The sequence below is a fragment of the Paraburkholderia sp. BR10937 genome, assembly GCF_040965695.1.
Classification (GTDB): domain Bacteria; phylum Pseudomonadota; class Gammaproteobacteria; order Burkholderiales; family Burkholderiaceae; genus Paraburkholderia.
In genome coordinates, this window is record NZ_JBFRCL010000006.1 from 211,282 (window position 1) to 225,534 (window position 14,253).

At 65.2% G+C, this 14,253-nt stretch carries 14 protein-coding genes; 6 read left to right on the forward strand and 8 right to left on the reverse strand.

Annotated features, from left to right (window positions below):
* Positions 1-113: 113 nt before the first annotated feature.
* From AB4Y44_RS07725 to AB4Y44_RS07735, 3 genes are all read right to left on the reverse strand, one after another.
* Entirely contained in the window at positions 114-629 is a 516-nt protein-coding gene (locus tag AB4Y44_RS07725) for a hypothetical protein (RefSeq protein WP_368699147.1), read from the reverse strand.
* A 203-nt stretch (positions 630-832) separates the two neighbouring features.
* Positions 833-2,314, reverse strand: a complete 1,482-nt coding sequence (locus AB4Y44_RS07730; protein ID WP_368699148.1) for a carbohydrate porin — start codon at positions 2,312-2,314, stop codon at positions 833-835.
* Positions 2,315-2,412: 98 nt separating this feature from the next.
* A complete protein-coding gene (locus AB4Y44_RS07735; protein ID WP_368699149.1) occupies positions 2,413-2,781 on the reverse strand; it encodes a hypothetical protein in 369 nt (122 codons plus the stop codon).
* A gap of 891 nt (positions 2,782-3,672) precedes the next feature.
* Between AB4Y44_RS07735 and AB4Y44_RS07740 the strand changes: the two genes are divergently transcribed.
* From AB4Y44_RS07740 to AB4Y44_RS07760, 5 genes are all read left to right on the forward strand, one after another.
* The gene (locus AB4Y44_RS07740; RefSeq protein ID WP_342923147.1) at positions 3,673-3,813 is read left to right on the forward strand and encodes a hypothetical protein; all 141 of its coding nucleotides are present in this window, start codon (positions 3,673-3,675) and stop codon (positions 3,811-3,813) included.
* A 170-nt stretch (positions 3,814-3,983) separates the two neighbouring features.
* The gene (locus AB4Y44_RS07745) at positions 3,984-5,318 is read left to right on the forward strand and encodes an AAA-associated domain-containing protein (protein ID WP_368699150.1); all 1,335 of its coding nucleotides are present in this window, start codon (positions 3,984-3,986) and stop codon (positions 5,316-5,318) included.
* Positions 5,319-5,563: 245 nt separating this feature from the next.
* Positions 5,564-6,340 carry a DUF4118 domain-containing protein gene (locus AB4Y44_RS07750; protein ID WP_324150712.1) on the forward strand — a complete coding sequence of 259 codons (777 nt, stop codon included), beginning with the start codon at positions 5,564-5,566 and terminating at the stop codon, positions 6,338-6,340.
* Between the two features lie 16 nt (positions 6,341-6,356).
* Positions 6,357-7,262: an alpha/beta fold hydrolase gene (locus tag AB4Y44_RS07755; protein ID WP_342923163.1), complete on the forward strand. Its 906-nt coding sequence runs from the start codon at positions 6,357-6,359 to the stop codon at positions 7,260-7,262.
* 14 nt (positions 7,263-7,276) lie between these two features.
* Positions 7,277-8,050 carry a MipA/OmpV family protein gene (locus AB4Y44_RS07760; protein WP_368699164.1) on the forward strand — a complete coding sequence of 258 codons (774 nt, stop codon included), beginning with the start codon at positions 7,277-7,279 and terminating at the stop codon, positions 8,048-8,050.
* A gap of 24 nt (positions 8,051-8,074) precedes the next feature.
* Here the strand turns inward: AB4Y44_RS07760 and AB4Y44_RS07765 are convergent, their stop codons facing one another.
* From AB4Y44_RS07765 to AB4Y44_RS07780, 4 genes are read right to left on the reverse strand one after another with little or no spacing between them, the layout of a single operon-like run.
* Positions 8,075-9,307 carry an FAD-dependent oxidoreductase gene (locus AB4Y44_RS07765; protein WP_342923151.1) on the reverse strand — a complete coding sequence of 411 codons (1,233 nt, stop codon included), beginning with the start codon at positions 9,305-9,307 and terminating at the stop codon, positions 8,075-8,077.
* A 27-nt stretch (positions 9,308-9,334) separates the two neighbouring features.
* Positions 9,335-9,688 (reverse strand): RidA family protein, encoded by a 354-nt coding sequence (locus tag AB4Y44_RS07770; RefSeq protein ID WP_342923152.1) that lies wholly within the window; start codon positions 9,686-9,688, stop codon positions 9,335-9,337.
* 2 nt (positions 9,689-9,690) lie between these two features.
* Positions 9,691-11,217 carry an amidase gene (locus AB4Y44_RS07775; protein WP_368699151.1) on the reverse strand — a complete coding sequence of 509 codons (1,527 nt, stop codon included), beginning with the start codon at positions 11,215-11,217 and terminating at the stop codon, positions 9,691-9,693.
* 26 nt (positions 11,218-11,243) lie between these two features.
* Entirely contained in the window at positions 11,244-12,530 is a 1,287-nt protein-coding gene (locus AB4Y44_RS07780; RefSeq protein ID WP_342923154.1) for an MFS transporter, read from the reverse strand.
* Between the two features lie 102 nt (positions 12,531-12,632).
* Between AB4Y44_RS07780 and AB4Y44_RS07785 the strand changes: the two genes are divergently transcribed.
* Positions 12,633-13,310, forward strand: a complete 678-nt coding sequence (locus tag AB4Y44_RS07785) for an XRE family transcriptional regulator (RefSeq protein ID WP_342923155.1) — start codon at positions 12,633-12,635, stop codon at positions 13,308-13,310.
* 53 nt (positions 13,311-13,363) lie between these two features.
* Here AB4Y44_RS07785 and hutU read toward each other — a convergent pair.
* A partial coding sequence (gene hutU / locus AB4Y44_RS07790; RefSeq protein ID WP_368699152.1) for a urocanate hydratase occupies positions 13,364-14,253 on the reverse strand: 890 nt, incomplete at its 5' end.

The window sequence follows — 14,253 nt, forward strand, 5'->3', positions numbered from 1 at the left end:
TTACTGACTCGCCTCATTCGCATTCCCGGGAGCAACGTGTCACAACGGCAATGCCTTACCAATTACCTCGCGGCGGTAAGGAAGTGGGTGGCGGGGGATGTTCGCCTGGCGCGTTAGAACCCATGCCGGGCGCTAATCGCCGCCCCCCTGTCGTGCGAGCGCGATAGCGGAAGATGCGCATCGGCGGAGAGATCCCAGTCGCCGACCGTGACGAGCGGCGGCGTTTGTGGGTGGAGCGCCTGGTTGGGGATCCCATTGCTGTCGACCTGGGCGCCCGGTGTGCGCGTCCCGTTGGTCCCCGGATCGAGCGTGGCGTCGGTATCGTCCGGAATGCCAGGCGTTGCGGCGGTGGTTTTCGCCAGATGCGCGTCGTACTGCCGTTCAAACGGCGACTGGTACTCGAAGCGCTTCGCAATGGCGGGCAAAGAGACGGATGGCGCCGCCGGCGCAGGTGCGGCCGCAACGGCGTGCTTCGGGGCGTGGCTCTTCGCGTCCTTCTGGACGTGCTTTTGAACGTGCTTCTGGACAGGCTTCTGGGTGTGCGCCGCCTTGGCGGGTTCGGCCGCCGAGACGCTGGCGAGCGCGAGAAGGAAGGCACCCAAAAGCCATCCCTGGATCGGATGCTTCATGGAACGAAATCTGCGTTTAAAAAACTGGTGCCGCATCGAATAGCCGCGCAGCACTCGCCCCTGGAGTCTAGATCAATCACAAGTCCGACCAATCGGTATCTTCCCTCGCCTTTCGCTCAAATATTCACGCAGGCCACGCAACGCTTCGTCATCCTGCACAGGCCTGCCGCCGCCAATCCAGCGGCAGGAGCGCCGTCCTCCAGTCAGAACGCGACCGTCGTACGCAGGCCAAACACCGCCTCGTCGCCAATGCGCCGCGACGGATTCTGCGGGTCCGGAATGCCGCCGGCCGGCCGGAAGAAGTACTGAAAGTCCGCCTGCAATTGCCACCACGGCGCGATCTGATACTGGTAAGTCGCTTCCAGAACCGTCTCGGCGCTGCGCGACGGGTAGCCGGGCGTCGAGACCGCCTGGGCGCTCGCATAGTCCTGCGCGTGCGAGCCGATGTGCGCGTAGCCGACGGCAAGGCCGGCCACGTCGTTGTCGCGTCCCTTGAACGGAGCCTTGAGCGTCACGCCCGCGTTGACCCCGAGGTCGACCAGGTTGCGGTCGCCGGGCGCGCCCATCACGCGCGCGAACACGCCCACCGACTGCGGACTTTCGGCGCCCGGACGCCAGACCATCTGGTCCGCCACGGCATAGATGCTGTAGTTGCCCCGATGGCTAACCGGGCCACCCACGCCCGTCACGCCCGTCGCCGGATCGGCGAAACGGTTGCTGTTGTACCAGAAGCCAAGCTTGTAGGTGCCGGGCATCCCGCCTGGTTTGGGATCCGAATTATCGGCGGGCGGCTGGTTGATTGCATACTGAATCTCGCCGATCACCAGCGCGCCATTGCCCAGGTTGAAATTCGTGCCGCTCGCGTTGAGCTTTTGCGGGTCGCCATCGCCCGGCGCCGGGTTGCCGTCGAATACACCTCCGAGCACGGTGATCGCGTCCGTTGGCGCGGCCCGCACGCGCACGCCGAGCGACGAAAGCGGATACGCGGGGCCGCCCGCGGGCAGATCGACGGACGGCAGCACCGACCAGCCGAACGTCGCGTTCATGAACGGATTCGCATACTGGCTGACCATGAACTCCTGGTCGAGGCTTTGCTGGCCGACCTTCACGTCGACCTTGCCGCCGGGCAGCGTCTGCTGGTACCACAACTCCCAGAGGCGGGTCGAGGCATCGGCCTCGATGCCGCTCGCGTTCTGCAGCGTTTGCAGGTTGCGCGCAGTCAGGCTCGTGCCGTGAATCTGGAAGCCGGACACGTTGAAGATGCCGCCAGGCAAACCGAACGCCTTCTGCGTGTCCATGCCGAGGCTGAACTCAGTCACACCTTGATAGGCGCCGCCGCGACTCGTTCCACCACTCACGTTGCCCATGTACTCGCTGGTTTCCTGCAGGCCGAACGACAAGCCGTACTGGGCGAGCCAGGGCCGCAGGCCACCCATATCGCCGAAGAGGTTCGAGCGCTCCCAAAGGCCCGTCGGCGCGGCTGCGTTCTGGTCGGCAGCGGGCGCTTGTTGCGGATCCGCTGCACCGGTTGACGAAGCAGGAGCAGCGGGCGAAGCCGGTTGAGCGGGCGCATTTTCGCCGCTGGTCTGTGCGAAGGCCGCGGGCACGACGCCAAGCGAGAGAACCGCGCTCAGCGTAATGGGTGCGCCCGAACCGAGCAGCCTGCTCTTGAAGATGTTTTTCATAGTATTTGTGGGGCTTTGGTAAGTTGCGGACGAGGCCGCTATTCAACGCAGAGCGTGCCTGCGAAGCTTGATGAAACTGTGTCCGGCGCGCAGGTTTTCTACGCGAAGCGCGAATACCGCCATAAAGGACGCTCCGGCTCGGAGGTGCAGGCGCAAGCGGACGCGCACAGCAGCCAAACCAGTGCGGCCGCGGCCACGGTCGCGCCGAGAAGCACGTAACCCGTGGGCGTGAGCGGCTGTCCGGCGTGAACGGTGCGCAGTGCACCGCGCGCCGCCATATGCGCGGCGCCGCGTGCAACGTGCATCGTACGGCGGCGCACGCCGGCAGGCGTGGCGCGAACCGCAGCCGCGAATGCGAAGCCGTGCAGGCAGGCAAGCGCCGCCGCGGCCACGAGCATCCGTGCGCGACGGCAGACAGCCCGCAACGCGCGCAGCTGAAAGACAGGAAAGAGAAAGACGAACATCATCCCTCCGCGTTGACCGCTTCAAAAGCGGACGAAATGCGAATGCGCAGCCATTCCTGCAAGCAAGCTTGCAAATGGCAATCGACAAGAGGGAGCGTGCTGCTGGCAGACTGGTCGCAAAGCGACTGAGACCAGTCAGTAACGAAGCGCGCTAACCCGGCGTAAGCGAGTTAGCGGCGAAGGAGTGAACCTGCGGCGACTATCTCGCGGTGGTGCTGCCGGCGCTGGCCGGCATCGGACTTCCACTACTAGAACATACGTCCACGGAGGACTCCTTTGCTATGACGGGGCGGATTGTATTGGGCACGCGGACAAAAATGCAAGTAAAAAAAGCATAAAGACGAGATCAGCCAGTAACAGTCCCGCAGACCCCGAATCCTTTCAATCGCGTTTCTCCAACCTTCAGAATTGAATCTCTGCTCTGCTTAGCAATTTGGGTTGACTTGGTGTTTTTACCGAGACTAGAATTCGCCCGTCTTCTCAATGGGGCCGATGCCTTGGACAGTAGCAGTAGTCGATCTTCGAACAGTTTCGCTGCCTGACCGGCAGGACATCCGCTCCCCTTCCCGAGCCGCCGTCCTGCCAGCAGGCAGACGGTGCGCGCCGTAGCAGTCTTCCCTCGTGCACCCCAAACCATAGCGCCATGCCGGCGCGGGCTTCGCTCGCATATGCATTGGCACAACCTCGCGAGCGCTTGCGCCCGCAGCCGCCGTTCGCCTGCCCCCAGCATGAACAGGAGCCGAAATGCCCGACAGTGACAGTCGCCCTTACCGCTTGCCTTCGAACTCGTCCGAGGAAAGCACGTAGACCCCTGCGACCGTGCCGACTGCGCGGCGACCGAACGTCTGCGGGCTTTGCACTCGCCCATACACGCCAGACGTCCGGAGAAACATCATGATTTTCGGTCTGCTTTTGTCGCATCTGCCTCACCTCAACGAGGCGCGCTCGCACTACGAAGCGCTGCTGTCGCTCGAACCTGCCCGCCGCCACCCATGGAAAGACTTGTGGCGCCGCATCAAGTCCCGGCTTTCCTAAGTTCTGCCAAACTCCGGTCACGAAGATTCGCCATCGTTGAAAAAGCGAGGCACTCCCTGGTCGCGGCCGTGAGTTGAACATTTCCTTTCACGCCCTTTTCGTTTCACCATGAACCGGCTGTTGTACGTGTATGCCGAGTCCTGTCTTCGCCTTGATTGAGTATCAATCTCATGCAAAACCTCAAAACGATCGCTCCCGACATGCCGCAGACGCGGCCCCGCACCGGCCAGGAAGTGATGTGCGTCCAGCACGTGTGCCGCGGTTTCGGCAAGAACCCGAGCGAGCAACTGGTGCTCGACGACGTGGACCTCACGCTGCGTGAAGGCGAGATCGTCGGCTTGCTGGGCCGCTCGGGCTCCGGCAAGTCCACGCTGCTGCGCATCATCGCTGGCCTGATTCCGCCCACCAGCGGCGACGTGACCTATCTCGGCAAGCCGCTGCGCGGTCCTGCCGAAGGCGTCGCGATGGTGTTCCAGACCTTCGCGCTGTTCCCGTGGCTCACGGTGCTGGAAAACGTCGAGGCCGGCCTGGAGGCGATCGGCGTCGGCCCGCACGAGCGGCGCAAGCGCGCGCTCGCCGCCATCGACCTGATCGGTCTGGACGGCTTCGAAAACGCCTATCCGCGCGAGCTTTCGGGCGGCATGCGTCAGCGCGTGGGCTTTGCGCGCGCGCTGGTGGTCGACCCCACGCTGATGCTGATGGACGAGCCCTTTTCCGCGCTCGACGTGCTCACGGCCGAAACGCTGCGCACCGACCTGCTCGACCTGTGGACGCAAGGCCGCCTGCCGATCAAGTCGGTGCTGATCGTCACGCACAACATCGAGGAAGCGGTATTCATGTGCGACCGCATACTCGTGTTGTCGTCGAACCCGGGCCGCGTGGTAGCCGAAATTCCGGTGGCGTTCAAGCACCCGCGCAATCGTCTCGACCCGGCGTTCCGCGCGCTCGTCGACGACATCTACGCGAAAATGACCGCGCGCCAGGCGGGCGCGCCGGCCAAACCCGAACTCGAGCCGGGCAGCTGGCTGCCGGGCGTGTCGGTCAACCTGATGGCGGGCCTGATCGAAACGCTGGCCGCCGCGCCCTACAACGGCCGCGCGGACATGCCGGAAATCGCGCGAACGCTGCAACTGGAAGTCAACGAGCTCTTCCCGGTCGCGGAAATGCTGCAGCACCTCGGCTTCGCGGAGGTCAGCGAAGGCGACGTGGTGCTCACGCACGCGGGCAAGACCTTCAACGAATTCAGCACGCAGGAGCGCAAGCTGATGTTTGCCGAACACCTGCTACGCAATGTGCCGCTGGCCGCGCGGATCAGCACGGTGCTCAATGAGCGCCCCGGACATCGCGCCCCGCGCGTGCGCTTCGAGCAGGAACTGGAGGACCTGCTTGCCGACGACGCCGCAGAGGAAACGCTCGACACCGTGATTGCCTGGGGCCGCTACGCCGAGATCTTTTCGTATAACGACAAGACCGGAATATTCAGCCTTGCCGACGTGGAATCCTGACGTCTAAACTAAAGCTCCCCACGGTTTCCCGGCGGCCTCGCACGGCTGATGCGATGATTGTAAACAGTGGTAACATTCGGGACACGCAAAAATCGTCAGAGGGCTGACGGTGACAGGCCGGTCACCGCCGCGCCGTTTGCCGTTCCTGTCGAATTCCTTGCACTGCTTACAACTAAAGCGTCAGCGATTGCCCATGCGCAATACGCGCGCGACGGCCCGTCACGCGGCGGGCGACCCGGGAAACCATGAAAGTCCGTAACGCCCGCCTCTGGGCGCCAAGAGGCCCGCGCCGGTGGTGCATTGCCGCTGGCGCGCTCGTGCTCGCGAGCGCCATCCGCTTCGCACTGCATCCCCTGCTCGGCCCGATGATGCCGGGCACGACGTTCTGTATTGCCGCTTCGCTGGTCGAATACTTCCTCGGCCTCGCGCCTGCGCTGACCGTGATGGTGCTGGGTCTGGCCATTGCGGACTATATGTTCGTGCCTCCCTACAATTACATTACGTTCCTCGACACCCGCGATGTGATCCTGATGGTGTCGTACCCGCTCGTCACGATCATCGTGATCACGCTGATCGAGCGTCTGCGGCGCGAGCAGTTTCGCGCGCAGTTGATCACCTCGGTCGCCCAGTCCCGCTACGAAATGCTGCTGCGTCACGACAACGAACGCGCGCTGGCGCGCCGCGCCGTCGACGAAACGCATCGCCTGCTGCGGCATCTCGCGCAGCATCACGAAGGCTTCATCCTCATCAAGGGGCTCGAGCGCAATGCCGCCCAGCGCGCAAGCGTGGGACAGAGCATGTCGCAGGCGCTGCCGGCCGCCGCCGAAGTCGCGCCCGGCCCGCTCTTCGACGCGCTGCATCCCGACGACGTGCAGCGCCTCACGCACGCCTTGTCGCCGGGCCATCATCGCGTGCGTCTGCGCAGCGAGCAGCCCAGGCGCGAGTACCGGCACGTCAATTGCAACTGCGAACGCTTCACCACTCACGCGGGCGATTTTCTCGTGCTGCGCACGGAGAGCTGAGATGGCGACGCTAGACATGGAGCTGGCCGCTGCCGAAGCGCCAGCCGTGCAATCCACGCGCTTCTTCTGCGAAGGCGACGGCCACGCCGTGCTCATGCTTCACGGGCTCTCCAGCTCGCCGATCGAGCTGCGCTATCTCGCGCGCTATCTGCAGGGCGAAGGGTTCACGGTATGCGCTCCCGTCATCGACGGTTACAGCGCCGGCACCGGCCAGTTGCCGATGGAACAATGGGTCGAAAACGCCGCACGCGAGTTCGACGCGCTGGCGGCGCGCTACGAGCGCGTCTCGATCTGCGGGCTGTCGATCGGCGGCGCGCTTGCGCTGCGCCTGATTCGCGAACGGCCCGCCGCGCAGTCGCTCGTGCTGCTCTCGCTCACGCTCGCCTACGACGGCTGGGCGATCCCGTGGTATCGCTTCCTGCTCGACTGGGCATACTTCACGCCGCTGCGCCACCGCTACCGCTACCGCGAGGCCGAACCGTTCGGCGTGCGCAACGAAGCGCTGCGCAAAAAAATCGCGCGCGCCATGCAGCGCAGCGACTTCAGCGAGGTCGGCCCTTCGACGATTGCGCTGCCCGCGCTGCATCAGGCGCTGCGCCTCGCGCGCGCGGCGCGCAAGGATGTCGCCGCGATCGAGAACGACACGCTCGTGATCCACGCGATCGACGACGAAACGTCGAGCCCGCGCAATCCGCGCCACGTGATCGACCGCATCGGCTCGAACTTCCTGCGTACGCTGTGGCTCGACGATTCGTATCACATGATCACCTCGGACAACGAGCGCGAGATCGTTGCGCGCGAAACGGCCCTGTTCCTGCGCGAGAGCGAAGTCGCGCGTGGCGCGAAGGACGCGCCGGTCGTCTCCAAGGCGCTCGCCCGGCGTCTGCGCCAACTGGCGGCAGTGGGAAGGAAAAATACGTGAAGCCATCCATAGCAATGAAAGGGCTGGCGTGCGTCGCCGCGCTGACCCTGGCCTCGCACGCGTGGGCCGACACCGATACGTCCAGTACCGCAACAACCGACTCGCCGTGGAAAGTCTCAATCGGTCCGGGCGCCTATTTCGCGCCCGAGTATCCGGGCGCGCGCCACATGAAGGTCTATCCGTTCCCGTCGCTCGACATCTCGTACCGCGACCGCTTCTTCTCGCAAGGGCCGGACGTGCTGGGCGTGAACGTGATTTCCGCGGAGAACTACCATGTAGGCGCTTCGCTGAGCTTCGACTTCCAGTCGCGCACCGTGTCGGACGACCCGCATCTGCACGGTCTGAGCAATGTCGATGACGGCCCCAAGCTGCGCCTTTTTGCCGATTACACGGCGTGGGCGTTCACGGGCGCCGTTGCCATGTATCAGGACATCAGCGGCCATGGGCAAGGTACGACGGCAACGGCGGACCTCTATGTGTCGCTGCCGCTGACGGGGTGGCTGTTTTCGGTGGGTCCGGGGCTCACGTGGGCCAACGGCGTCTACACGCGCACGCTATTTGGCGTGACGCCGGACGAGAGTGCGGCATCCGGCTTGCCGGCCTATTCGCCGGGCGCGGGCATTCGCGATCTGCACATGACGTTCTACATGACGCATGACTTCTCGAAGCATTGGGTCGGTTCGGTGAACGCGACGTTCGGGCGCCTTCAGCATTACGCCGCCGACAGCCCGATCACCGAGAGCCGCCGCGAGATCACAGCATTCGCGGGGCTCAACTACCGGTTCTAAACACGTGCGTCGACGCGCGCCGCGTCAGAACCGTTCGACGCGAAATGGCCGGGGGTCCACCACCGTCGGTGCGCCCGTCATCATTTCCGCGATCAGGCGCCCTGTGACCGGGCCGAGCGTGAGGCCGTGGTGCGCGTGGCCGAAAGCGAACCAGAGGTCCTCGTGCTTCGGCGCGGGCCCGATGATCGGCATCATGTCGGGCGTGCACGGACGGCGGCCCAGCCACGGCTCGGCATCGAGCCGCGCGCCAAGCGCGAAGATTTCGCGCGCGAGCGGCTCCACGGCTTCGAGTTGAACGGGCGTTTTCGGCGAATCGCGCAAGCCGAGTTCGACGCCGGTCGTGAGGCGCGTGCCGCGTACCATGGGCGTAATCAGGAAACCCGCTTCGGCGTCGAGTACCGGTTGATTCAGCTTCGCGCCATTCGTGAGCGCGTAATGCATGTGATAGCCGCGTTTCACGGCGAGCGGTAACTCGTAGCCCAGCCGCGCCGTGAGATCGCCCGACCACGGCCCCATGGCGACGACCGCCGACTTCGCCAGCACGGGGCCATCCTGTGTCATGACGCGCCACGACGGCTCGAGCGTCGCGGCATCGCCGATCATCACGCGGCCGCCTAGCTGCTCGAAGAGCTTCGAGTAGGCCGTTACCAATCCCTTCGGATCGCTAACCGAATCGGAATCGGTGTAGCGCACGCCGCCCACCAGCGTGTGACTGAGCGCGGGCTCGGCGGCGCGCAGCGCCGCGGCATCCAGCGCCTCGTGGCCCACGCCGTACTCGCGCTGCCAGCGCTGTGCCTCGGCCACCGTGGCGTCCATGGCGGCGGCGCTGCGAAACACCTTCATCCAGCCGTTGGTGCGTAACAGCGCCTGCGCGCCCGCCGCCTCGATCAGCGCGCGATGCTCGATCACGCAATGCTCGATGAGCGTGGAATACGCGCGCGCGATCTCGGCGTGCCGGTCGGCGCGCGAATGGTGCCAGTAGCGATAGAGAAAGGGCAGCAGCTTCGGCATCGCCCCAGGGTGATAGCGCACGTCCGTCGAGCGGTTGCGCGCGTAGCGCAGCAGCGTTGAAAGCTCGCGCGGAAACGCATAAGGGTACACACCCTCGCGCTGGATCAATCCCCCGTTGCCGTGCGATGTTTCATTGCCCGGCGCCCTGCGGTCCACGAGCGCGACCGAGAGACCGCGCCGCTGCAACTGCAAGGCCACCGAGACGCCGACGATACCGCCGCCAAGCACGACCGAATCGAATTTCATCACGCAATGTTCCTGGCTCGAAGGCACTCAGGCGAGGGCGGTGACGGCCACTTCGACGTCGAGGCCCGGGCGCATCAGCAAGGCCTGCACACAGGCGCGCGTGGGCGCGTGCCCTTGCGGAACCCAGGCGTCCCATACGGCGTTGAACGCGTCGAAATGCTTCGGGTCGCTCAGCCACACGTTCGCGGTCAGCACGCGCGTTTTGTCCACGCCCGCCGATGCGAGCAGTTTGTCGATACGCGTGAGGATTTCGGTTGCCTGAACGTCGATCGACGCGCCTGCGGTATCGGGCACCTGGCCCGAGAGATACACCACGCCGTTGGCGATCACCACCTGGCTCATGCGCGCGTTGGTTTGCAGTCTTTGGATGTCGTTGCTCATGTTCATACCGCCGAAAGACCGGCAGCGTCGCTACCGGCCGGGTTGTAAACGGGAGGCGCCGTGACGATGGACGTCAGCGCCGGATTGGGTTGCGTCAGGCGCGCGAGATCGGGGCGCGGACGACGCAGATGAGGATACGCCGAAAACGCCGTTTCCAGCGCCTGCGAGACGGCGAGCGTTTTCATATCGCCGCGGAACGGGCCCACGATCTGGAGTCCGAACGGCATACCCGCGTGATCGACGCCGCACGGCAGTGCGAGCGCCGGATGCGTGGTGAGCGTAACGACGTATGTGAGCGCGAGCCAGCGGTAGTAATTCTCTTGCGCGCGGCCGTCGATCTGCGCGGCATAAAGCTCGGTCCACGGGAACGGCGTGACTGGCGTGGTGGGCGAAACGATCACGTCATAGCGCGCGAACGCGCTCCGGAAGCGCTGGTAGATGCGCGTTTGCTCGGCTTGCGCCCACGCGCTGTCCGAGAGCGACATCTTCGCGCCCATTTCATAGTTCGCGCGCGTATTCGGACCGAGCGCGCCCGGGTCGCGCGTATAGGCGGCATGCAGGCCCGCGACGAAGCTCTCCGCGCGGATCACGTCGAAGCAGCGATGCACATCGCCCAGATCGAACTCCACCGGCTCGCAGGTATGGACGATGCGTTCGAGTTCCGCCATGCGCGCGCGGAACACGGCACGAATCTGCGGGTCGACATCGCAGCGGCCGAAGTCCTCGGTATAGCCGATGCGCAGCGTCGACGGATCAATGTGCGCAGGCAGTGCGAAGGCGTTGGCATCCACGGCATAGCTCAATGGATCGCCCGCCGATTCGCCCGCGGTTGCCGCGAGTTGCAGCGCCATTTCGGCGACGTCGCGCCCCATCGGCCCGACCACCGAGATCGGCGTCCAGCCCAGCAGGCGGCGCGAATTGGGCACGAGCCCCGGCGACGGACGAAAGCCCACCACCCCGCACTTCGCAGCGGGAATGCGCAGCGACCCGCCGGTGTCGGAGCCCGTGCAAACCGGCAGCATGTCGCATGCGAGCGCCGCCGCCGAGCCGCCCGACGAACCGCCGGCATTGAGCGCGGGGTTGAACGGATTGCCTGTTGCACCCCATACCGGGTTGCGCGTATTCGCGCCCGCGCCGAGTTCCGGCACGTTCGTCTTCGCCACGAGAATCGCACCCGCCGCGCGCAGGCGCTCCACGAGCACCACGTCGCGAGATGGCACGTGCCCACGAGACATCGGCGAGCCGTAAGTCGTGAGCAGGCCCGCCGTGTCTTCGAGATCTTTCACGCCGAGCGGCAGGCCGTGCAGCAGGCCAAGCGGCTTGCCGTCCATGACGGCCTGCTCGGCTGCTACCGCCGCTGCGCGCGCGGCGTCGAAACAGGTCGCCGTAATCGCGTTGACGGCCGGATTCACGGCTTCGATGCGCTCGATGCACGCGTCGAGCAGTTCGACGGGCGAGATGGCTTTTGCGCCGATCAGGCGGCGCAATTCGACGGCAGACAGGCTGACCAGATCGGTCTTGTCAAGCATCGTTCGGTTTCCTGATGAAGGGGTGTTCAGTCGATGGCCTCGCCGGTACGGTCGCGCAGCCAGACGAGCGGGATCAGCGAAATGGCGCAGGCAGCCGCGACATACCAGGCGGGCGCGAGCGGATTGCCTGTGCGCGCAACGATCCAGCTTGCCACAAGTGGCGAAAATCCGCCGAAGATCGAGGCGCTCACGACATAGGTCAGGGCGATGCCGGTGGCACGCACTTCGCGCGGGAAAAGCTCGGGGATCATCACGAGCACCGGCACGACCTGCCCCGCCACGAACACGGAGAGGAAAGCGGACACCGCGCAGAGCAGCGTCATGGAAGGCGAGGCGGAAAGCCAGGCGAACGCCGGATAGACGCTGAGCAGCAGCACGACGCGCGAGATCACGAGCACGCGCTTGCGGGTGTAGCGGTCGGCGAGCTTGCCCACGAGCGGCGCGGCGACGAACAGCACGAGCGAGCTGACCACGCCCGAGGCGACCGCCGCCGTGGACGAAAGATGCAACACGCGCACGGCGTGATTCGGCAGAAAAAACGCCGTGATGTAGATGGACACCGAGCCGCCGAGTTCGGCGAAAGTCCCGAGTATCGTGAGTTTCAGATGCGTGGTGAGCGCCGACTTCAACGCGCCGCTTCGGCGCGCGCCGTGCGCCGGTGCCGCGCTCAGCGTCTCTTCGAGGCGGCGGCGGATCAGCATGCCCACGGGCGCCGCCACGATGCCGACGAGAAACGGAATGCGCCAGCCCCAGCTGTCGACCGCTTCCTTTGGCAGCAGCACGTTCACGAGCGTGGCGACCGTCGCGCCGAGTGCAAGGCCCAGCGCCGTCGCAGCGAAGTTCCAGCTTGCGAAGAACGCGCGCGTGTTGTCGCTCGCATATTCGACCAGCAGCGTGGTGCCGGGGCCGAACTCGCCGCCCGCCGCGAAGCCCTGGATCAGGCGCGCCGCGAGCACGATGAGCGGCGCGGCGATGCCCGCCACCGCATAGGGCGGCGCGCAGGCGATCAGCGCGCAGCTCAGCGCCATCAGCATGATGGTGAGCACCATGGCGCGCTTGCGCCCGGCGCGGTCCGCATATGCGCCGATGACGATGCCACCGAGTGGACGCACCACGAAACCCACGCCGAACAGGCCGATGGAAAGCAGGAACTGGTTGACCGGCGATGCGGAGGGAAAGAACAGCTTGCCGATCTGGATCGCGAAGAAGCTGTAGATCGTGAAGTCGTAGTACTCGAGCGCCGTGCCCAGCGTCGTCGCGGCAATGACCTGGCCCTTCGAAAGACCCGTTTTTCCCAATGCAATTGAAGCCACGACGCTGTTCCTTGAAAGGGGAGTCGAGATGCGAGTTATCATATACGAGAAAAAAATATTTCTCGTATACGACAAAACCCGTAACCGGGAACCGTCCCTTCCATGGCAAAAAGCGCAGCACGTAATCACGCAACTGAGCACGCAACTGAACACGCAACCGGGAAAGCAACCGGGCAGGCGGCAACAGAAATCGATCACGCTGCCGTTGGCGCGCGTCTGCGCGAGGCGCGCAAGGCGCGCGAGTTGACGTTGATGCAGCTATCGGAGTTGTCAGGCATCGCCGTCTCGACGATTTCGAAGGCCGAGCGCGGCGACATTGCGCTCACCTATGACAAGTTCGCGGCGCTCGCGCACGCGCTCAACGTGGACTTCGACACGATTTTCGGGCGCAGGAAGCGCAAGGCGGCCGGCCCGATGAAGCCGTCGCTCACGCGCGCGGGCAAGCAGATGATTTACGACACGCCGAACTACGAGTACGGCATGATCGCCAACGACCTCACGGGCAAGCTCATGGTGCCGATGCGCGGACGCATCCACGCGCGCACGATGGACGCGTTTCCCGATTACATCCGCCACAGCGGCGAGGAGTTTCTGTTCCTGCTGCGCGGGGAGCTGGAACTGCATTTCGAAAACGGCACTGTCTTCAGACTGTCGCCCGGCGACAGCCTCTACTTCGACAGCGCCGTGGGGCACGTCTATCTCAGCACGGGTGCCGAGGATGCCGAGGTGCTGGTCTGTTGCGTCGACAACGACTCACACCGGCTGCCCGAAACGCTCTGAGCGAGCGCTCGCAAGCGTGACGCCGCCGTGTTTGAACGGCGGCGTCACACCGCTCAGCGGCCGAGCATCGGCAGCTTGAGACCCGCCTCGCGCGCCGTTTGCTGCGCGAGTTCGTAGCCGGCATCCGCGTGGCGCATCACGCCCGTGGCCGGGTCGTTGAGCAGCACGCGGCCAAGACGCTCGTGCGCCGCCTGCGTGCCGTCCGCCACGATCACCACGCCCGAGTGCTGCGAGAAGCCCATGCCCACGCCGCCGCCGTGATGCAGCGACACCCACGACGCGCCGCCCGCCGTGTTCAGCAGCGCATTGAGCAGCGGCCAGTCGCTCACAGCGTCCGAGCCGTCCTTCATCGATTCCGTTTCGCGGTTCGGGCTCGCCACCGAGCCGGTGTCGAGGTGGTCGCGGCCGATCACGACCGGCGCCTTCAGCTCGCCGTTCTTGACCATCTCGTTGAACGCCTGGCCCAGACGGTAGCGATCCTTCACGCCCACCCAGCAGATACGCGCGGGCAAGCCCTGGAACGCGATGCGCTCGCGCGCCATGTCGAGCCAGTTGTGCAGGTGCGGATCGTCGGGGATCAGCTCCTTGACCTTGGCGTCCGTCTTGTAGATGTCCTCGGGGTCGCCCGAGAGCGCCACCCAGCGGAACGGGCCCTTGCCCTCGCAGAACAGCGGCCGGATATAGGCCGGCACGAAGCCCGGGAAATCGAACGCGTTTTCCACGCCCATTTCGAGCGCCATCTGGCGGATGTTGTTGCCGTAGTCGAGCGTGGCCGCGCCGCGTTCCTGCAGCGTGAGCATCGCGCGCACCTGGTGAGCCATCGACTCCTTCGCGACCTTCACGATGCTTTCCGGCGCGACCTTCTGCGCCTCGCGCCACTGCTCGACCGTCCAGCCCTGCGGCAGGTAGCCGTTGATCGGGTCGTGCGCGCTCGTCTGGTCCG

Coding starts and splice junctions, on each gene's coding strand:
- AB4Y44_RS07725 (WP_368699147.1), bottom strand. CDS start 629: ATGAAGCATCCGATCCAGGGATGGCTTTTGGGTGCCTTCCTTCTCGCG.
- AB4Y44_RS07730 (WP_368699148.1), bottom strand. CDS start 2,314: ATGAAAAACATCTTCAAGAGCAGGCTGCTCGGTTCGGGCGCACCCATT.
- AB4Y44_RS07735 (WP_368699149.1), bottom strand. CDS start 2,781: ATGATGTTCGTCTTTCTCTTTCCTGTCTTTCAGCTGCGCGCGTTGCGG.
- AB4Y44_RS07740 (WP_342923147.1), top strand. CDS start 3,673: ATGATTTTCGGTCTGCTTTTGTCGCATCTGCCTCACCTCAACGAGGCG.
- AB4Y44_RS07745 (WP_368699150.1), top strand. CDS start 3,984: ATGCAAAACCTCAAAACGATCGCTCCCGACATGCCGCAGACGCGGCCC.
- AB4Y44_RS07750 (WP_324150712.1), top strand. CDS start 5,564: ATGAAAGTCCGTAACGCCCGCCTCTGGGCGCCAAGAGGCCCGCGCCGG.
- AB4Y44_RS07755 (WP_342923163.1), top strand. CDS start 6,357: ATGGAGCTGGCCGCTGCCGAAGCGCCAGCCGTGCAATCCACGCGCTTC.
- AB4Y44_RS07760 (WP_368699164.1), top strand. CDS start 7,277: ATGAAAGGGCTGGCGTGCGTCGCCGCGCTGACCCTGGCCTCGCACGCG.
- AB4Y44_RS07765 (WP_342923151.1), bottom strand. CDS start 9,307: ATGAAATTCGATTCGGTCGTGCTTGGCGGCGGTATCGTCGGCGTCTCG.
- AB4Y44_RS07770 (WP_342923152.1), bottom strand. CDS start 9,688: ATGAGCAACGACATCCAAAGACTGCAAACCAACGCGCGCATGAGCCAG.
- AB4Y44_RS07775 (WP_368699151.1), bottom strand. CDS start 11,217: ATGCTTGACAAGACCGATCTGGTCAGCCTGTCTGCCGTCGAATTGCGC.
- AB4Y44_RS07785 (WP_342923155.1), top strand. CDS start 12,633: ATGGCAAAAAGCGCAGCACGTAATCACGCAACTGAGCACGCAACTGAA.